Origin of the sequence: Nocardioides aequoreus, assembly GCF_000720335.1 — a bacterium.
Taxonomy (GTDB): Bacteria; Actinomycetota; Actinomycetes; order Propionibacteriales; family Nocardioidaceae; genus Marmoricola; species Marmoricola aequoreus.
In genome coordinates, this window is sequence record NZ_JOJN01000002.1 from 665,951 (window position 1) to 684,986 (window position 19,036).

Below are 19,036 nucleotides of genomic sequence, written 5' to 3' on the forward strand. Positions count from 1 at the left end.
TCGCTACCGACTCCCACGATGTGGAACCACGTGCCCATATGGTGAGGCTAGGTTTGGATCGGAGCCCAGGTCAAGCACCAACTGCTCCACCCGTGTCCCACCCGTCCGACCCCCCGCTCGAGGAGCCCCATGTTCCACAACCGGATGCCGCGCTACGAGATCCTCTCCGCCGACGCGATGGAGACCCTCGACCGCGGCTGGCGACGTCTGGTCAGCGAGCTCGGCGTGGAGTTCATGAGCCAGCGCGCGCTCGACCTGCTCGGCGCCGCCGGGCAGAAGGTCGAGGGCGACAAGGTCTTCTTCGACCCCGAGTGGATCCTCGAGCAGGTCGCCAAGGCGCCCCGCGAGTTCGACCTGCAGGCCCGCAACCCCGCGCACAACCTGCACATCGGCGGCGACGCGATGGCCTTCGGCGCGGTCTACGGCCCGCCCTTCGTGCGGGAGGGCGACGTACGCCGCGACGCGACGATGGACGACTTCGAGCGCTTCACCAAGCTCGCGCAGACCTTCCCCGTGCTCGACTCGGCCGGCGGCGTGATCTGCGAGCCCAACGACACCCCGCTCGACAGCCGCCACCTCGACATGACCTACGCGCTGGCCACGCTGACCGACAAGCCCTTCATGGGCAACGTCGTCTCGGGCCCCAACGCGCGCGACACCATCGAGCTGACCTCGATCCTGCTCGGCGGCAGCGCGGGCCGTGAGGCGGGCCGCGCCAGCATCGAGCAGACCCCCGCGCTGATCTCGCTGATCAACTGCAACTCCCCGCTGCGCTGGGACGACCGGATGCTCGACTCGCTCTTCGAGTACGCCGAGGCCAACCAGGCCGTGGTGCTGACGCCCTTCATCCTGATGGGCGCGATGAGCCCCGTGACGATCCCGGCCGCGCTGGTGCAGCAGATCGCCGAGGCGCTCACGGGCATCGCGCTGGCCCAGACGATCCGGCCGGGCTGCCCCGTCGTCTTCGGCTCCTTCCTCTCCAACATCGACATGCAGTCGGGCTCGCCCACCTTCGGCACGCCGGAGTCGGGCATCGGGCTTCTCTGCACCGGTCAGATCGCCCGCCACTTCGGGCTGCCCTTCCGCTCCGGCGGCACCCTGACCTCCTCGCAGGTGCCCGACGCGCAGGCGGGCTACGAGGCGCTGATGACGCTGATGCCGACCTTCCTGGCCGGCGCCAACTGGGTGATGCACTCGGCCGGCTGGCTCGAGGGCGGCCTGGTCGCCGGCTTCGAGAAGTTCGTGGTCGACGTCGAGCTGCTGCAGATGCTGCAGCACGAGTTCACCCCGCTCGAGATCGACGAGGAGTCGCTGGCCTTCGGCGCCCACGAGGAGGTGGGTGCCGGCGGGCACTTCCTGGGGGCGATGCACACCATGGAGCGCTTCCGCACCTGCTTCTACCGGCCGCTGCTCTCCTCCTCGGAGAACTACGAGCGCTGGATGCGCAACGGCGCGCAGGACACCGCGGCCCGGGCTGGGAAGATCTACCAGCAGAAGCTGGAGGAGTACGAGCAGCCCGCCCTCGACGAGGGCGTGCGGCAGGAGATGGAGGAGTTCGTGACACGTCGCCGCAAGGAGCTCGGTGACTGATGAGCGAGCTCGCGCCCTCCCACGCCTCGGTCAACGCCGGGCCCGTCGCCGGTGACTTCGTGCTGGCGCTCGACTGCCCCGACCGGCCCGGCATCGTGCACGCCGTCACCGGCTTCCTGGTCGAGCACGGCGGCAACATCGTCGAGAGCCAGCAGTACGGCGACCGCGAGGGCGGCCGCTTCTTCATGCGCATCGACTTCGAGACCGACTCCGGCACCACCGCCGAGGAGCTCCGCGCCGACTTCGCCGCGGTGGCCGAGCGCTTCGGCATGACCTTCGAGCTGTGGGCGGCGCGGGCGCCGTACCGCACCCTGATCATGGTCTCCAAGCACCTGCACTGCCTCAACGACCTGCTCTTCCGGCAGAGCACCGGCAGCCTGCACGTGGAGATCCCGGTGGTGGTCTCCAACCACCGCGACGCCGAGCCGCTGGTGCGCTCCTTCGGCCTCGACTTCCGCCACATCCCGGTCACGCCCGCCACCAAGGCCGACGCCGAGGCCGAGCTGCTGGACCTCCACCGCGAGCTCGGGATCGACCTGGTGGTGCTGGCCCGCTACATGCAGGTGCTCTCCGACGATGCCTGCCGCAAGCTGTCGGGGCGGGCGATCAACATCCACCACTCCTTCCTGCCGAGCTTCAAGGGCGCCAAGCCCTACCACCAGGCCCACGACCGGGGGGTGAAGCTGGTCGGCGCGACCGCGCACTACGTCACCGCCGACCTCGACGAGGGCCCGATCATCGAGCAGGACGTCATCCGCGTCGACCACAACCACACCCAGGACCAGCTCGTGGCCGCCGGGCGCGACGTCGAGGCCGCCGTGCTCTCCCGCGCCGTCCGCTGGCACAGCGAGTCGCGGGTGCGCCTCAACGGCCACCGCACCGTCGTCTTCCGCTGACGTGGGCGCACCCTCGCGGCCGCTGCGCCGGCTCGGCTTCCTGACCATCGGGCTCTTCGACGCGGCCGACCCGCGGCCGGGGCTGGAGTCGACGCTGCAGACGATCGTGCAGGGCGAGCAGCTGGGCTTCGACAGCGCCTGGGTGCGCCACCGCCACCTGCAGCACGGCATCTCCTCCCCGGTGGCGATGCTGGCGGCCGCGGCGCAGCGCACCAGCCGGATCGAGCTCGGCACCGCGGTCACCCCGCTCGCCTGGGAGAACCCGCTGCGGCTCGCCGAGGACCTCGCCACCGTCGACCTGCTCTCGGGTGGTCGCCTCAACCCCGGCATCAGCGTGGGGCCTCCGATGCGGTGGGACGACGTGAGGCAGGCGCTCTACCCCGACACCGCCGAGCAGGAGGACTTCGGCTACGCCCGCGCGGAGCGCTTGCTCCGCATGCTGCGGGGCGAGCCCGTCAGCCCCTTCGCGGGCACCGTCGGGATCGAGCAGTTCTCCGAGCGCGTGCAGCCCTACGCCGCGGGCCTGGCCGAGCGGGTCTGGTACGGCGCCGGCAGCCTGCGCTCGGCGGAGTGGGCCGGGCGCCACGGCCTCAACCTGCTGACGAGCAGCGTGGTCAAGGCCGAGGAGTCCGAGGACTTCGCCGAGATCCAGCTCTCCCACGTGCGGGCCTTCCGCGACCACCACCCGCAGGGGCAGGCCGCACGGGTCTCCCAAGGGCTGGTCGTCGTCCCGACCGACACCGCCACGCCTGCGCAGCGCGACCGCTACGCGGCGTACGCCGAGTCGCGGCTGCCGCGCACCACCAGCCCGCAGGGGCCGGCCCGGATGATGTTCGCCCCCGACCTCGTCGGCAGCGCGGAGCAGATCGCCGAGCGGCTGCTCGACCACGTCGCCTACCGCGAGGTCGACGAGGTCGCCTTCGCGCTCCCCTTCGACGTCGCCCCCGAGGACTACACGCAGATCCTCACCGACATCGCCACCCGGCTCGGCCCCGCCCTGGGCTGGGTCCCGGGCTGACGGGTCCGTCTACTGGCCGAGCGACTCGCGGCTGATCTCGGCGGGGTCGAAGTCGCGGGGCTCCACCAGGACGACCCAGTTGCCGGAGTTGTCGCGGATCAGCGCCTCGACGCCGTACGGGCGGTCCTCGGGCTGCTGCAGCACGGTGACGCCCTTCGCCTCGAGGTCGGCCACGGTGGCGCGGCAGTCGCTGACGTTGAGCCCGGGGCCGTTGAGGCCGCCCTCGTCGAGCGCCCGCTCGAGCGCGGCGATCATCTCGGGGCTGAAGGGCGGGCTGGGCGTGGTCAGGTGCAGGTGCAGCTCGGGCTGGCTGGGGTGGCCGACGGTGCACCACCGGAAGTCGCCGAGGTCGATGTCCTCGCGCTCCTCGAAGCCGAGCACGTCGACGTAGAAGCGCTTCGAGGCGGTGATGTCCTTGACGAAGACACTGGTCAGGGAGATGTTCGTGATCATGCGGCGACGCTAGGCCGGGTCGTCGCGCCGGCGCTTCTCCTCGCTTGCGGAGCTCGCCGACCGCTCCGCCAGGCCCCACATGAAGACGTAGCAGCCCGGGATCCGGGGCGCCGCCCCACCCCAGCGGCGCTGGAAGTCGCTCGGCGTCTCCCCCACGACCTCCTTGAAGCGGGCGCTGAAGGAGCCGAGGCTGCTGAAGCCCACGGCGTGGCAGACCTCGGTGACGGTGAGGTTGGCGCCGCGCAGCAGGTCCTGGGCGCGCTCCACCCGCCGCTGGGAGAGGTACGCCGCGGGCGTGAGGCCGTAGGTCGCCGCGAAGAGCCGGTGGAAGTGCCACTTGGAGAGGCCGGCGCGCCCGGCGAGCGTCGCGAGGTCGATCGGCTCGGCGTAGTGGGCGTCCATGTGGTCGCGCGCCCGGCGCAGGTGCACCAGCACGTCGCCGGGCGCCCGCGGCCGCGAGACAGGGGGCTCAGCCACCGGCGTGGCTGGCCTCGACCGCGAGCTTGTCGACGAGGTCGTTCATCGCGTGCCCGGAGTGGCCCTTGACCCAGCGGAAGGTGACGTCGCCACGCTCCTCGACCAGGTCGACCAGCGGCTCCCACAGGTCGCGGTTGGCCACCGGCTTCTTGGCGCTGGTGGTCCAGCCGCGCCGGCGCCAGCCCGCCCACCAGCGGTCGCGGAAGCAGTTGACGACGTACGTCGAGTCGCTCACCACGACCAGCGGCCCCTCCAGCGCCCGCACCGCCTCGAGCGCCGCCTTGATCTCCATGCGCTGGTTGGTGGTGGCGGGGTCGTGGCCGGAGTCCTGCGGGCCGGCCTCGACGGCCCACGCCCAGCCGCCGGGACCGGGGTTGCCGCGGCAGGCGCCGTCGGTGAAGACCTCCGTGGCGCCGTCGACGACCGGCGCCCCCGTCGAGCCGGCCGAGCCGGCCGAGGGGTTCGTGGCGGGCGCGACCCCCTCGAGCGTCGCCGGGCACTCCCGGTGCTTCCAGCCGTTGCCCCCGGGACCGCGCGCGATCTCCTCCCCCGGCGCGATCCGGGTCGAGCAGGCGGCACAGGTGGTGGCGTATCGGGCTTGCACCCGCTCATTGTGGCTCGCGGGCCACCACCACCGGGACACACCTGGTGCCGTTGCGTCACACGGTCTACGGTCGCGCCATGAGCAACGCTGCCGCCGAGACCGGATCCGGGGGGAGCGTGCAGTCGGTCGACCGGGCCCTGACGGTGCTCGAGATCCTCGCACGCTCGGGCGAGTCGGGCGTCACCGAGATCGCGGCCGACCTCGGCGTGCACAAGAGCACGGCCTTCCGGCTCGTGGCCACGCTGGAGCAGCACGGCCTGGTCGAGCAGGTCGAGGGCCGCGGCAAGTACCGCCTCGGCGTCGGGCTGCTGCGCCTGGCCGGCGCGACCAGCGCGCGCCTCGACGTGGTGCAGGAGGCGCGACCGCTCTGCAAGCAGCTGGCGGCCGGCAGCGGCGAGACCGTCAACCTGGCCACGCTGTCGGGTGGCAGCGCCCTCTACCTCGACCAGGTGGCCGGGCCCAGCGCGCTGGGCTCCCACAACTGGGTCGGCCAGCACATCCCGCTGCACGCGACGAGCAACGGCAAGGTGCTGCTCGCCTGGCTCGACGAGTCCGTGCTCAAGGAGGTGCTCGGCAGGCTGCCGGCGTACACCGACCGCACGGTCACCGCCAGGGCGGCGCTGCGCAAGGAGCTCCAGCAGGTCCAGCAGCAGGGCTGGGCGGCCGCGGTCGACGAGCTCGAGGTCGGGCTCGCGGCGGTCGCCGCCCCGGTGCGCAACGCGCACGGCGACGTGATCGCCTCGATGAGCATCTCGGGGCCGACCTTCCGGCTCACCGTCGCGCGGCAGGCCGAGGTCCTGCCCCTGCTGCTGGAGGCCGCGGAGGAGCTCTCCCACCGCCTCGGCTGGGGCCGGCGGTGACCTCGCACGCGCCGTCAAGAGTGGTCTACAACGGCGTGTATCCATCTGGTGACGACCCTTGACGGGCTCGCCATCCCTGACCACAGTGTTTCGCTATACGCCCCACGTTGCACATGACGCAACGGGGCGGGGACGGATGTACATGCCGGAGAACTACATCGGGGGCCGCTGGGTGTCCGCCGCGGAGGGCGGGCGCCGGGAGATCCGCTGCCCGGCCGACGGCACGCTGGTCGCCGAGGTCGACGAGTCCACGGCCGTCGACACCGAGGCGGCCATCGCCGCCGCCCGGGAGGCCTTCGACCACGGCCCGTGGCCCGGGACCAGCGCCCGGGAGCGGGGCGACCTGCTGCTCCGCGTCGCCGACCTGCTGCAGCGCGACAAGGCCGAGATCGCGCGGATGGAGTCGCTCGACACCGGCAAGCGGCTCGCCGAGAGCGAGCTCGACGTCGACGACGTCACCAGCGTCTTCCGCCACTACGGCCTGGTCGCCGACAGCCACGGCGGGCGCGTCGTCGACACCGGCCAGGACACCGTGGTCAGCCGCGTGGTGCACGAGCCCGTGGGCGTCTGCGGCCTGATCACGCCGTGGAACTACCCGCTGCTGCAGGTCTCCTGGAAGGTCGCGCCCGCCCTGGCCGCCGGGTGCACATTCGTGCTCAAGCCCAGTGAGCTCTCGCCCCACAGCGCCGTGCACCTGATGCGGCTCCTGGAGGAGGCCGGGCTCCCCGCGGGTGCCGGCAACCTGGTGCTCGGCGCCGGGGCCGACGCCGGCGCCTCGCTGTCGACCGACCCGCGCGTCGACCTCGTCTCCTTCACCGGCGGGCTCGAGACCGGCAAGCGGATCATGGCCGCCGCCTCGGGCACGGTGAAGAAGATCGCCCTCGAGCTGGGCGGCAAGAACCCCAACATCGTCTTCGCCGACGCCGACCGCGAGGCCGCGCTCGACAACGCGCTGACGGCCGTCTTCCTCCACTCCGGCCAGGTGTGCTCCGCCGGCGCGAGGCTGCTCGTCCAGGAGTCGATCGCCGAGGAGTTCGTCGCCGAGCTCGTGCGCCGCGCCTCCGGGATCCGGCTCGGCGGTCCTTTCGACGACGACGCCGAGACCGGGGCCCTGATCTCGCAGGCCCACCTCGACAAGGTGACGGCGTACGTCGAGGCCGGCGTCGCCGAGGGCGCGCAGGTGCTGGTGGGCGGTGGCCGGGTGACCGACGGCGACCTGGCCGACGGCTACTTCTTCGCCCCGACGATCCTCGGTGGGGTCACCTCGTCGATGAGCGTCGCGCAGGACGAGTCCTTCGGGCCGGTGATGACGGTCGAGACCTTCACCGACGACGACGACGCCGTGCGCCTGGCCAACGACTCGATCTACGGCCTCGCCGGGGCGGTGTGGACCTCCGACGCCGGGCGCGGCCAGCGGGTCGCCGCGCGGCTGCGCATGGGCACGGTGTGGATCAACGACTTCCACCCCTACGTGGCCCAGGCCGAGTGGGGCGGCTACAAGCAGTCCGGCATCGGACGCGAGCTCGGCGAGCACGGCCTGGCGGAGTACCAGGAGACCAAGCACGTGTGGCACAACATCGCCCCCGCCCCCTCGGAGTGGTTCGGAGGCGCACGATGAGCCGGCGCGACCACTACGACTACGTCGTCGTCGGCGGCGGCTCGGCGGGGAGCGCGATCGCCAACCGGCTCAGCGCCGACCCCGGCACCACGGTGCTGGTGCTCGAGGCCGGCCACTCCGACTGGCGCCTCGACCCGCTGGTCCACATGCCGGCGGCGCTGCCCATCCCGATCGGCAACCGGCTCTACGACTGGAAGTACGAGTCGGAGCCGGAGCCGGAGATGGGCGGCCGCCGCATCTTCCACGCCCGCGGCAAGGTGCTCGGCGGCTCGAGCTCGATCAACGGCATGATCTTCCAGCGCGGCAACCCGATGGACTACGAGCGCTGGGCCGCCGAGCCGGGCCTCGAGCAGTGGGATTACCGCCACTGCCTGCCGTACTTCAAGCGCATGGAGACGCTGATGGTCGACGGCCGCGTGGCCGCCGACCGCTGGCGCGGCGGCAGCGGTCCGCTGGTGCTGGAGCGCGGCCCGGCGACCAACCCGCTCTTCGGCGCCTTCTTCGAGGCCGCGCAGCAGGCCGGCTACCCGCTGACCGACGACGTCAACGGCTACCGCCAGGAGGGCTTCGCGCGCTTCGACCGCAACGTGCACGACAGCCGCCGCCTCTCCGCCGCACGCGCCTACCTGCACCCGGTGATGAGGGAGCGCAAGAACCTCCGCGTCGAGACGCTCGCCCACGCCACGAAGGTGCTCTTCGAGGGCAAGCGGGCCGTCGGGGTCGACTACCTGCGCTACGGCCGCTCCCGCCGCAGCGTCCGCGCGGGCGAGGTGATCCTGTGCGGCGGCGCGATCAACACCCCGCAGCTGCTGCAGCTCTCCGGCGTCGGTCCCTCCTCGCTGCTCCAGCCGCTCGGCATCGACGTCGTGCACGACCTGCCCGGCGTCGGGGAGAACCTCCAGGACCACCTCGAGGTCTACATCCAGTACGCCTCCAAGCAGCCGGTCTCGATCGCCCCCGGGCTCGCGATGCACCGGCGTCCCGGCATCGGCTACCGCTGGCTCTTCCACAAGGACGGGCTCGGCGCGACCAACCACTTCGAGGGCGGCGGCTTCGCGCGGAGCAACGACGACGTCGACTGGCCCAACCTGATGTTCCACTTCCTCCCCGTGGCCATCCGGTACGACGGGTCGGCTCCGACGCAGGGCCACGGCTACCAGGTCCACATCGGCCCGATGTACGCCGACACCCGCGGCTGGGTGCGGATCGCTAGCACCGACCCGCGGGCCAAGCCGAAGATGCTCTTCAACTACCTGACCACGCCCAACGACCGCCGCGAGTGGGTCGAGGCGGTGCGGGTGGCGCGCGACATCCTCAACCAGCCGGCCTTCGCGCCCTTCAACGCCGGCGAGCTCTCGCCCGGCCCCTCGGTGGAGACCGACGAGGAGATCCTCGACTGGGTCCGGGCCGACGCCGAGACCGCGCTGCACCCGTCCTGCACGGCGCGGATGGGCACCGACGACCTGTCGGTGACCGACCCGTCCTCGATGCAGGTGCACGGCACCGAGGGCCTGCGGGTGGTCGACGCGAGCGTCTTCCCCTTCGTCACCAACGGCAACATCTACGCCCCCGTGATGATGGTCGCCGAGAAGGCCGCCGACCTCATCCTCGGCAACACGCCGCTGGCCGCCGACGACGCGCCGTACTACCGCCACCGCGACGACTCACCGCTCTACCCGCCCGGCGACCCCAGGAACAGCCGGACCTGACAGCGAGGACACCATGACGGCCACCACCACCACGGAGACGACCGGCCCGGCACGCACCGGGGCCGGGCTCGAGGTCCGCAACCTGTGGAAGATCTTCGGCCCTGCGGCCGACCGGATCATCGGCACCCCCGACGCCGAGCTCTCGCGCGCCGACCTCAAGGCCAGGACCGGGAGCGTGGTGGGCGTCAAGGACGTCTCGTTCGACGTCGCGCCGGGCGAGGTCTTCGTCGTGATGGGGCTCTCCGGGTCCGGCAAGTCGACGCTGGTGCGCTGCCTGACCCGGCTGATCGAGCCCACCGCCGGCACGGTGCGCATCGGCGACCAGGACGTCACCGGGTGCTCGGAGTCGCAGCTGCGCGAGCTGCGGCGCACCCAGGTCTCGATGGTCTTCCAGCACTTCGGGCTGCTGCCGCACAAGCAGGTCATCGACAACGTCGCCTACGGCCTCGAGGTGCGCGGCATGGGCAAGAAGGAGCGCCGCGCCAAGGCCGGCGAGATCGTCGACCTGGTGGGGCTCTCCGGCTACGAGCAGAACTACCCCGACCAGCTCTCCGGCGGCATGCAGCAGCGCGTCGGGCTCGCCCGCGCCCTCGCCGGTGACCCGCAGATGCTGCTCTTCGACGAGCCCTTCTCGGCGCTCGACCCGCTGATCCGGCGCGACATGCAGAACGAGGTCATCCGGCTGCACCACGAGGTCGGCAAGACGATGGTCTTCATCACCCACGACCTCGCGGAGGCGCTCAAGCTGGGCGACCGCATCATGATCCTGCGCGACGGCGAGGTGGTGCAGGTCGGCACGCCCGACGAGGTGGTGGGCGCCCCGGCCGACGACTACGTCGCCGACTTCACCTCCGAGGTGCCCCGCTCCCACGTGCTCACGCTGAAGTGGGTGATGCGCGACCCGCGACCCGACGACGACCTCGACGGCACCGCGATGAGCCAGGACACCATCGTGCGCAAGGCCGCCCAGGCGGTGCTGGCCTCCGACAAGCCGGTGCGCGTCATGGACGGCGACCGCCTGGTCGGCGTGGTCGACGACGAGGAGATCCTCCGCGTCGTCGTGGCGGAGGAGTCACCCGCGTGACGACCAGGGCACCGGCCCCCAGCAAGGAGGCGCAGCCCGACGCCCCGGAGCGCGACGGGCTCCCGCGCTGGGTCCCGGTGCTCGCGATCCTCGTCGGCTGGATCGCCCTGTGGGCGCTCCTCCGCGGGCAGGACACGCTCGCGCTCGCCGGGCGCGAGCGCACCGACGTGATGCGCTGGCTCGGCGACTTCCGCGACGGCGTCATCGCGAGCCGCTCGACCAACCCGGTCGTCGCCTTCACCAACGGCGTCGGCGAGGTGATCCGCAGCGTCTTCGGCTGGCTGCAGGAGCTGGTCTCGGTGCCGGCCTTCCCCCGACCGGTGCCGCAGGTCGGCTGGCTCGGCGTCACCGCCCTCGCCGCGTGGGTCGGTCTCGCGGTGGCCGGCGTCCGGATGGCGCTGCTCGTCGCCGCCACCTTCGTCTCCTTCGGGGTGCTGGGCTTCTGGGAGGAGGGCATCGACCTGCTGCTCGTCACCGGGCTCTCCGTCGGGGTGGTGGTCCTGCTCGGACTCCCCCTGGCCGTGGCCATGGGCACCAGCCCCCGGGCCCGCGCCGTGATCACCCCGGTGCTCGACGCGATGCAGACGATGCCGACCTTCGTCTACCTGCTGCCGATCGTGCTCTTCTTCGGCATCGGCGTCTCGGGGGCCGTCGTGTGCACCCTGATCTACGCGCTGCCGCCGCTGATCCGCATCGGCGGCCACGGCATCCGCTCGGTCTCCCCCACCGCGATCGAGGCCACCGACTCCACCGGCCAGACGCGCTGGCAGCGGCTGGTCAAGGTGCAGCTCCCGATGGCGCGCAAGACGCTGGTGGTGGGTCTCAACCAGAGCACGATGGCCGCGCTCTCGATGGCGATCATCGCGTCGTACGTCGACGGCCCCGGGCTCGGCGAGCCGGTGCTCTCGGCGCTGATCCGCAACGACGTCGGCTCCTCGCTGGTGCCGGGCCTGCTGATCGTGCTGACCGCGATCATGCTCGACCGCACCACGACCGCCGCCAGCCAGCGCGCCGAGAGCGCCGCCCGCGGCGTCGGGCTGCGGGGGCGGCAGCGGCAGGTCGTGCTGGCCGTCACCGGCGTCGTGGCACTGGTCTGCGTCTACCTCTCGCGCACGTACTTCTCGCTGGCGCAGTTCCCCGACACCGGCTGGGGCCCGCGGCTCTCGGAGGCGCTCGGCAGCCTCACCGACGCCGTCGTCGGCTTCCTCTCCGCGCCCGCCGAGGTCTTCAAGAACGCCGTCTCCTACGGCCTGCTCAACCCGCTGCAGAACCTGCTCGCCGACTCCCCCTGGTGGCTCGCGGCGGGGGCGATCACGCTGATCGCGCTCGCGCTCGGCGGCGTGCGCGCGGTGGTCTCCACGGTGCTCTGCCTCGCCGGCATCCTCTTCTTCGGGCTGTGGAACGACACCATGCTGACGCTCACCATGGTCCTGGTCGCGACCCTGCTGGTGATGGCGATCGCCGTGGTCGTGGGTGTGTGGATGGCGCGTCGTCCGCGGGTCGACCTGCTGCTGCGGCCGCTCCTCGACGCCGGCCAGACCATCCCCGCCTTCTGCTACCTGATCCCCGTGCTGGCGCTCTTCGACCCCACCCGCTTCACCGCGATCTTCGCCGCCGTCGTGTACGCCGCTCCGCCGGCGATCAAGCTCGTGGCCGACGGCGTCAAGGCGGTGCCCGAGACCACGCTGGAGGCCTCGCGGTCCACCGGCACCAACGCCTGGCAGGAGATCACCCAGGTGCAGCTGCCGATCGCCCGCGGGTCCCTGGTGCTGGCCGCCAACCAGGGCCTGCTCTACGTGCTCGCGATGATCGTCATCGGCGGCCTCGTCGGCGCCGGGGCGCTCGGCTACGACGTCGTGCTCGGCTTCGCCCGCAGCGAGGAGTGGGGACTTGGTGCCGCCGCCGGCATCACCATCGTGCTCCTCGGCATCATGCTCGACCGGATCGCCCAGGCCGCGGCCGCCCGCCAGGGCGTCTCCAAGCGGCAGAGCCTGCTCGCGCGTGCGCGTGGCGGGACCCGCAGGGCGGCCTGATGACCCCCGACCCGGCGCGGCGCCGTACGCCGCACAGCACCCACCACCACAACCACCTTGGGAGACACACATGAGGACGACCCCGAACCGGGCCGGGAGGATCGCCGCTCTGGTGGCGTGCACCGCCCTGGCCCTCTCCGCCTGCGGCAGCGGCGGAGGCGACATCGACGCGCAGACCGCCGAGAACGAGGAGAACGCCGCGTCGGGCGACTGCGGCGAGCTCAACATGGCGGTCAACCCGTGGGTCGGCTACGAGGCCGACGCCTACGTGGTCGGCACCGTCGCCGAGTCGCTCGGCTGCAAGGTCAACTACAAGGACCTCAAGGAGGACGTCTCCTGGCAGGGCTTCGGCACCGGCGAGGTCGACGTCGTGATCGAGGACTGGGGCCACCCCGACCTGGAGAAGAAGTTCTTCGCCGAGGAGGGCGACGGCTCCGGCATGGACCTCGGTCCGACCGGCAACACCGGCATCATCGGCTGGTACGTGCCGCCGTGGCTCGCCGAGGAGCACCCCGACATCCTCGACTACGAGAACCTCAACGAGTACGCCTCGGAGTTCGCCACCTCCGAGTCGGGCGGCAAGGGACAGTTCCTCGGCGCCGACCCGTCGTACGTGCAGTTCGACGAGGCGATCGTGAGCAACCTCGACCTCGACTTCAAGGTCGTCTTCTCCGGCTCGGAGGCCGCCAGCATCGAGGCCTTCCGCAAGGCCGAGGAGAACAAGGAGTGGCTGATCGGCTACTTCTACGAGCCGCAGTGGCTCTTCGCCGAGGTGCCGCTGGAGAAGGTCGCGCTGCCGCCGTACGAGGACGGCTGCCAGGACGACCCGGCCGAGGTCGCCTGCGACTATCCCGAGACCGAGCTGAAGAAGATCGCCTCGACCTCGTGGGTCGACGAGGGCGGCCCCGCCGTCGACCTGGTCAAGAACTTCCAGTGGACCAACGACGACCAGAACCAGGTCGCCGAGTACATCGCCGGCGAGGGCATGGACCCCAAGGCCGCCGCCGAGAAGTGGATCGAGGAGAACCAGGACAAGGTCGACGCCTGGATGGGCTGACGCCTGACCCACCCGGCGCGTCTGTCCGCCGACCCGCCTGAGATGCACGCCGATCCGCCTCGTATGCCGGCATATGAGGCGGATCGGCGTTCCTCATCCCCGCACCACGCGGCCGACGACCCGGTGCGGGGTACGGCGCGCTTCAGCGATCACGGCCCACATCAGCTCCTCGCAGCTGCGACGCTCGCCGTAGACGTGGTGCCGGCGCAGCACCAGGACCAGCCACCCCTCGGCGGCCAGGGTCTCTCGGCGTGCGTCGTCGTACGGCTGCTGCGAGGCGCCGTGGAACTCCTCCCCGTCGTACTCGACGAGGACCCTCAGCGCGGGGATGGCGAGGTCGGCCCTGGCGAGGAAGCGGCCCTCGTCGTCGTACACCTCCAGCTGCGGCACGGGGTCCGGCATGCCGGCGCGCCACATGACCAGGCGCAGCGCGCTCTCCGGCGGGGACTCCGCGCGGGCGTCGCCGAGCGGCACGAGCTCGCGGGCCTGGCGGACCCAGCGCATCCCGCGGAAGCGGCCCAGCTCCTCGCAGGCCTCCTCGACGTCGAAGCTCCGAGTCCGGAGCAGCTGGTCGACCGCCCCGATCGCGAGGCGGGCCGGACGCAGGCGCGCCAGGTCGAGGCACGTGCGCAGCGGCGTGGTCGCGAGCACCCCGTGCACCTCGTGCACATCGCGCTCGAGGAGGCGTCTCTCCCCGCTGACCGCGAGCTGGTTGCGCAGGCGGTAGCCCGTGCGTCGCGAGAAGACGGTGACGGGCGGAACGGCCAGGTGCGACCCGGGTCGGAGCACCATCGCCGCGCCGGCGAGCCACCCGGCGGTCTCGTCGGTCACGACGTAGTCCTCCGGCACCACCAGCCGCAGCGCCTGCGCCCGCAGCAGGGGGCTGTCGGGGGCCGACGCGTCGACGTACACCCCGTGCAGCTGGCGCCGGAGCCGCCCGGAGAGGAGCAGGTCGCCGAGCACGTGTCGCGGTACGCCGGCGCCGACCGCGGCGGCGTACGTGAAGGGGAGGTCGGCCGGCAGCGGAAGGTCGTGCCGCAGTGGAGGTGTCATGCCGGGCGACGGTGCTCCGGGTTGACTTGCCGCGCCACGCCCCTGCCGAGGGCTGTGGACGACACCTGGCTCTGCGGACCTGTGGACGGCAGCCGGTCGTGCTCCCCCGCTCAGCGCCCATCCGCCTGAGATGCACGCCCATCCGCCTGAGATGACGTCATCTCGGGCGGGTCGGCGTACATCTCGGGCGGGTCGGCGTACATCTCGGGCGGGTCGGCGCACTCCTTGACACCCTCCAGGGGGCGGGGTGAGGATTGAGTCACGTTTCGCATCGCGCACTGCGTTGCATGATTCGCAACAACGGTTCGAACTCAGGAGTGCCCGTGGCCACCGTCCCCACCACCGCGAACGTCGTCGTGATCGGTGCCGGCATCGTCGGCAACAGCATCGTCCACCACCTCACGCGGCTGGGGTGGAAGGACGTCGTCCAGCTCGACAAGGGAGCGCTGCCCAACCCGGGCGGCTCGACCGGTCACGCGTCCAACTTCATCTTCCCGGTCGACCACTCCCGGGAGAACGCGCACATCACGATGGACTCGGTGGCGCAGTACCGCGAGATGGGCGTCTTCACCCAGTCGGGCGGCTTCGAGGTGGCCCGAACCGAGGAGCGCATGGAGGAGCTGCGGCGCCGGATGAGCAGCGCCAAGGCGTGGGGCATCGAGGCCGAGCTGGTGAGCCCGGAGTTCGTGCAGGAGAAGGTGCCCTTCCTCGACGCCGACCAGATCGTCGGGGCCTTCTGGTGCCCCACCGTCGGCGTCGTCGACTCGCTGCGCGCGGGCACGATCATGCGCGAGCGGGCGCTCGAGACCGGCGAGCTCACTGTCGTGCCCGGCGTCGAGGTCACCGACCTGACCGTCGAGGACGATCGCATCCGGGCGGTCGTCACCGACCAGGGCACCATCGAGGCGTCGTACGTCGTGATCGCCGCGGGCGTCTGGAGCCCCAAGATCGGCGACATGGCGGGGGTGCGCATCGCGCTCAACCCGATGGTGCACCAGATGATCTCGGTCGGCCCGTGCCCGCAGCTGGCCGAGACCGACGGCGAGATCTCCTTCCCGATCATCCGCGACATGGACACGCTCTGCTACGAGCGCCAGCACGGCGCCGACATGGAGGTCGGCTCCTACGCCCACCGCTCGATCATCCACGAGCCCGAGGACATCCCCTCGATCGAGCAGGCACGGCTCTCGCCCACGGAGATGCCCTTCACCGAGGACGACTTCGACCCGCAGCTGGAGCAGGCGCTCGAGCTGATGCCCGAGCTGCTCGGGGCCGAGGGCGCCGAGATCCGCTACGCCATCAACGGGCTGCTCTCGCTCACCGCCGACGGCAACCCGATCCTCGGCGAGTCCGACGTCAAGGGCCTGTGGGTCTCCGCCGCGGTCTGGATCAAGGAGGGCCCGGGCACGGGCCGCGCCATCGCGGAGTGGATGACCCACGGCTACAGCGAGATCGACGTCAGCCACAGCAACATCGCGCGCTTCCACGACCACGAGACCACCCGCGAGCACACCCGGGCCCGCACCAGCGAGGCCTTCATCAAGACCTACGGCATCGTGCACCCCGGCGAGCAGTACGCCTCCGACCGCGGCGTGCGCTGGTCGCCGATGAAGGAGGCGCAGGAGGCCGCCGGCGCCGTCTTCCACGAGACCGTCGGCTGGGAGCGGCCGTGGTGGTACGAGTCCAACGCCCCCCTCGTGGAGAAGTACGGCGACGCCGTGATGCCCCGCGAGCACGAGTGGGACGCGCGGTGGTGGAGCCCGATCATCAACGCCGAGCACCTCGCCATGCGCGAGGGGGCCGGGGTCATCGACCTCACCGCCTTCTGCATCTTCGACATCACCGGCCCGGGCGCGCTCGCCTCGGTGCAGCAGACCTGCGTCGCGCAGTGCGACGTCGCGGTCGGCAAGGTGATCTACACGCCCGTGCTCGACGCCCGCGGCGGCTTCGTCTCCGACCTCACGGTGATGCGGCTCGGCGACGACCACTTCCGCGTCGTCACCGGCGGCGCCCACGGGATGGCCGACCGCAAGTGGTTCAAGGACCACCTGGCCGACGGCGCCACGCTCAGCGACCTCACCACCGAGCTCTCGACCATCGGCCTGTGGGGTCCCCGCGCCCGCGACGTCCTCGCCTCGCTCACCGGCGACGACGTCAGCCACGACGGCTTCGGGATGCTCAGCTGCCGCGAGATCTCGGTCAAGGGGGTCGACGCCCCGGTGCTCGCCAGCCGGATCTCCTACGTCGGCGACCTGGGCTGGGAGCTCTACGTGCCCTTCGAGGCCGCCGCCGCGCTCTGGGACACGCTGCTCTCGGCCGGCGCCGACCACGGCGCGGTGCCCGTCGGCATCGGCGTCTACGGCACCACGGGGCGCATCGAGAAGGGCTACCGCGCCTTCGGGGCCGAGCTCGACTCCGAGCGCTCGATCGTCGAGGTCGCGATGCAGCGGCCCAAGGTCAAGGCCGCCGACTTCGTCGGCAAGGAGGCGTACGTCGCACAGCGCGAGGCCGAGCCCCTGACGGTGCTGTGCACCATGACCGTCGACGACCACACCTCGGCGAGCGGCGTGAAGCGCTACATGCTGGGCGGGGAGCCGATCCTCACCCGCGACGGCGAGCTGCTGACCGACGGCCACGGCCACCACCCCTACGTCACGAGCGCGGGCTCCGCGCCCTCGCTCGGCAAGCACGTGCTGATGGCCTTCCTGCCGCCGGACCAGGCCGTGGTCGGCAACCAGCTCGCCGTGTCCTACATGGAGGAGCTCTACCCCGTCACCGTCGGATCGGTCGACTCCACCCCGCTGCTCGACCCGGCCAACGAGAGGATGCGGTGACGTGAGGGTCCTCGTCTGCGTCAAGCGGGTCCCGGACTTCTCCGGCGAGGTGCTGCTGCGCGACGACGCGCAGGCGGCCGACGCTCGCTTCGTCGGCTACACGCTCTCCAACCACGACCTCTGCGCGGTCGAGACCGCCGTGCAGCTCGCGGCGGCCACCGGCGGCGAGGCCACGGTGCTCACCGTCGGCGAGGCCGAGTCGGTCGAGCAGCTGCGCACGGCGCTAGGCGTCGGCTGCACGGCGGCCACCCTGGTCGAGGCCGACCCGGTCGCGCTCGGCCCCGCCGACGTGGCGCGCGAGATCGCGGCGGTCGTGCGGGACCACGAGGCGGCCGCGGCGGCGTACGACCTGGTGCTGCTGGGCAACGACGCCGCCGACTCCGGTGACTTCCAGGTCGGCATCCGGCTCGCCCACGAGCTCGGCCGCCCCGTGGTCACCGGCATCAAGACGGTGGCGGTCGACGGCGACGCGCTGCGGCTGGAGGGCGACGGCCCCGAGGGCCGCGAGACCTTCCGGGTGCCCGCCCCCGCCGTGGTGACGGTGCTGGAGGGCGGCGTCGAGCCGCGCTACCCCACCATCACCGGCCGGATGAAGGCCAAGAAGGTCCCCGTCGAGATGCGGGCGGCGGCCGGTGCCGCGACCGGCAGCGGCCGGCTGCGGCTCACGCTCCCCGCGGTCGCGGGGTCCTCGGCGACCGTGCTCGGCGAGGGACCGGAGGCGGCCGGCGCGGTCGTCGACCTCTTCGAGCAGCTGGGAGTGACCCGATGATCTTGGTGTACGTCGAGACGGCGGGCGGCCAGGCGACCGAGGTGTCGCTGGAGGCCGTGACCTTCGCCCGCTCGCTGGCCGCGGCCGGTGGCGGCATCCCCGTCGACGCGGTCGTCGTGGGGCCGATGGGCGACGCCGTGCCCAAGGAGCTGGCGGAGCACGGGGTGCGCACGGTGCTGCACGCCGACTCCCCGAAGCTCGCGACCTTCTCCGGCGCGGCGGCGGCCAGCGCCGTGCTCGCCGCGCGGGCCCAGCAGAAGGCCGTCGTCCTGATGGCGGGCGGCACCAACCGCGGCAACGAGGTGATGGCGCGGGTCGCCACCCGGCTCGACGCCGCGATGGCCGCCAACGTGGTCGCCTTCTCCTCGCTCTCGCCCTTCACCGTCACCCGGCAGGTCGTCGGCGGCGCGGCGATGGAGGAGCTGGTGCTGCCGAAGCGCCCCGCGGTCTTCACGGTCGCGGGCCACGCCGTGGAGGCGACCCCGGCCGAGGGTGCGGGGTCGGGCGACGTGGTGGCCCTGCCGCTACAGCTGACCGACGACGACCTGGCCGTGCGCGCGGTCTCCGTCGAGCCCGTCGACACCAAGGCCGCAGGCTCGCTGAAGTCGGCGCGGGTCGTGGTCGGGGCGGGTCGCGGCGCCGGTGGACCGGAGGGCTTCGGCGACGTCGTCGAGCTCGCCGAGCTGCTCGGCGGCCAGCTCGGCGTCTCCCGGGTGGTCACCTCGCTGGGCTGGCGCCCGCACCACGAGCAGGTCGGCCAGACGGGCAGCCGGATCGCCCCCGAGCTCTACGTGCCCTGCGGCATCTCCGGCGCCATCCAGCACTGGGCCGGCTGCGCCTCCTCCAAGACCATCGTGGCGATCAACACCGACCCGGACGCCCCGATGATGACCAAGGCCACCTACTCGGTGGTCGGCGACATGCACGAGGTCGTCCCGGCGATCGTGCAGGAGATCCGCGCGCGCCGAGGCTGACGCCGGC

The 19,036-nt window shown here is 72.0% G+C and carries 16 protein-coding genes; 12 read left to right on the plus strand and 4 right to left on the minus strand.

All coding sequences use genetic code 11. The features are described 5' to 3' along the window. Positions 1–129 precede the first annotated feature (129 nt). From IG63_RS0105770 to IG63_RS0105780, 3 genes are read left to right on the plus strand one after another with little or no spacing between them, the layout of a single operon-like run. Positions 130–1,590, plus strand: a complete 1,461-nt coding sequence (locus IG63_RS0105770) for a trimethylamine methyltransferase family protein (RefSeq protein ID WP_030483429.1) — start codon at positions 130–132, stop codon at positions 1,588–1,590. Beyond that, the gene (purU, locus tag IG63_RS0105775; protein ID WP_030483430.1) at positions 1,590–2,486 is read left to right on the plus strand and encodes a formyltetrahydrofolate deformylase; all 897 of its coding nucleotides are present in this window, start codon (positions 1,590–1,592) and stop codon (positions 2,484–2,486) included. The genes IG63_RS0105770 and purU overlap by 1 nt, the downstream gene beginning before the upstream one ends. A 1-nt stretch (position 2,487) precedes the next feature. After that, entirely contained in the window at positions 2,488–3,504 is a 1,017-nt protein-coding gene (locus tag IG63_RS0105780) for an LLM class flavin-dependent oxidoreductase (protein WP_030483431.1), read from the plus strand. A gap of 9 nt (positions 3,505–3,513) precedes the next feature. Here the strand turns inward: IG63_RS0105780 and IG63_RS0105785 are convergent, their stop codons facing one another. From IG63_RS0105785 to IG63_RS0105795, 3 genes are read right to left on the minus strand one after another with little or no spacing between them, the layout of a single operon-like run. Then, entirely contained in the window at positions 3,514–3,957 is a 444-nt protein-coding gene (locus tag IG63_RS0105785) for a VOC family protein (protein ID WP_030483432.1), read from the minus strand. 9 nt (positions 3,958–3,966) lie between these two features. Beyond that, positions 3,967–4,434, minus strand: a complete 468-nt coding sequence (locus tag IG63_RS0105790) for a helix-turn-helix domain-containing protein (RefSeq protein ID WP_030483433.1) — start codon at positions 4,432–4,434, stop codon at positions 3,967–3,969. Next, a complete protein-coding gene (locus IG63_RS0105795; RefSeq protein ID WP_036194426.1) occupies positions 4,427–5,038 on the minus strand; it encodes a ribonuclease H family protein in 612 nt (203 codons plus the stop codon). Before IG63_RS0105795 ends, IG63_RS0105790 begins: the two co-directional genes overlap by 8 nt. Positions 5,039–5,115: 77 nt before the next feature. Here IG63_RS0105795 and IG63_RS0105800 point away from each other — a divergent pair, with 77 nt between their 5' ends. From IG63_RS0105800 to IG63_RS0105825, 6 genes are all read left to right on the plus strand, one after another. Beyond that, a complete protein-coding gene (locus IG63_RS0105800) occupies positions 5,116–5,898 on the plus strand; it encodes an IclR family transcriptional regulator (protein WP_030483435.1) in 783 nt (260 codons plus the stop codon). A 136-nt stretch (positions 5,899–6,034) separates the two neighbouring features. Beyond that, positions 6,035–7,516 (plus strand): aldehyde dehydrogenase family protein, encoded by a 1,482-nt coding sequence (locus tag IG63_RS0105805; RefSeq protein ID WP_245604340.1) that lies wholly within the window; start codon positions 6,035–6,037, stop codon positions 7,514–7,516. Further along, complete coding sequence (gene betA, locus IG63_RS0105810) at positions 7,513–9,225, plus strand: choline dehydrogenase (protein ID WP_036194428.1); 1,713 nt, start codon at positions 7,513–7,515, stop codon at positions 9,223–9,225. The genes IG63_RS0105805 and betA overlap by 4 nt, the downstream gene beginning before the upstream one ends. A 13-nt stretch (positions 9,226–9,238) precedes the next feature. Further along, complete coding sequence (locus tag IG63_RS0105815; RefSeq protein WP_030483438.1) at positions 9,239–10,309, plus strand: quaternary amine ABC transporter ATP-binding protein; 1,071 nt, start codon at positions 9,239–9,241, stop codon at positions 10,307–10,309. Beyond that, entirely contained in the window at positions 10,306–12,342 is a 2,037-nt protein-coding gene (locus IG63_RS0105820; RefSeq protein ID WP_051706184.1) for an ABC transporter permease, read from the plus strand. The genes IG63_RS0105815 and IG63_RS0105820 overlap by 4 nt, the downstream gene beginning before the upstream one ends. 70 nt (positions 12,343–12,412) lie before the next feature. Further along, a complete protein-coding gene (locus IG63_RS0105825) occupies positions 12,413–13,399 on the plus strand; it encodes an ABC transporter substrate-binding protein (RefSeq protein ID WP_030483440.1) in 987 nt (328 codons plus the stop codon). Positions 13,400–13,492: 93 nt separating this feature from the next. On the opposite strand, the gene IG63_RS0105830 is transcribed toward IG63_RS0105825, so the two are convergent. Further along, positions 13,493–14,452 carry a DUF559 domain-containing protein gene (locus IG63_RS0105830; RefSeq protein ID WP_030483441.1) on the minus strand — a complete coding sequence of 320 codons (960 nt, stop codon included), beginning with the start codon at positions 14,450–14,452 and terminating at the stop codon, positions 13,493–13,495. A 323-nt stretch (positions 14,453–14,775) separates the two neighbouring features. On the opposite strand from IG63_RS0105830, the gene IG63_RS0105835 reads away from it, so the two are divergent. From IG63_RS0105835 to IG63_RS0105845, 3 genes are read left to right on the plus strand one after another with little or no spacing between them, the layout of a single operon-like run. Continuing rightward, positions 14,776–17,286 (plus strand): GcvT family protein, encoded by a 2,511-nt coding sequence (locus tag IG63_RS0105835; RefSeq protein WP_030483442.1) that lies wholly within the window; start codon positions 14,776–14,778, stop codon positions 17,284–17,286. A 1-nt stretch (position 17,287) separates the two neighbouring features. Then, entirely contained in the window at positions 17,288–18,055 is a 768-nt protein-coding gene (locus tag IG63_RS0105840) for an electron transfer flavoprotein subunit beta/FixA family protein (RefSeq protein WP_030483443.1), read from the plus strand. Further along, on the plus strand, positions 18,052–19,029 hold the full coding sequence (locus tag IG63_RS0105845) for an electron transfer flavoprotein subunit alpha/FixB family protein (RefSeq protein ID WP_030483444.1): 978 nt from the start codon (positions 18,052–18,054) through the stop codon (positions 19,027–19,029). Before IG63_RS0105840 ends, IG63_RS0105845 begins: the two co-directional genes overlap by 4 nt. Positions 19,030–19,036: the final 7 nt, after the last annotated feature.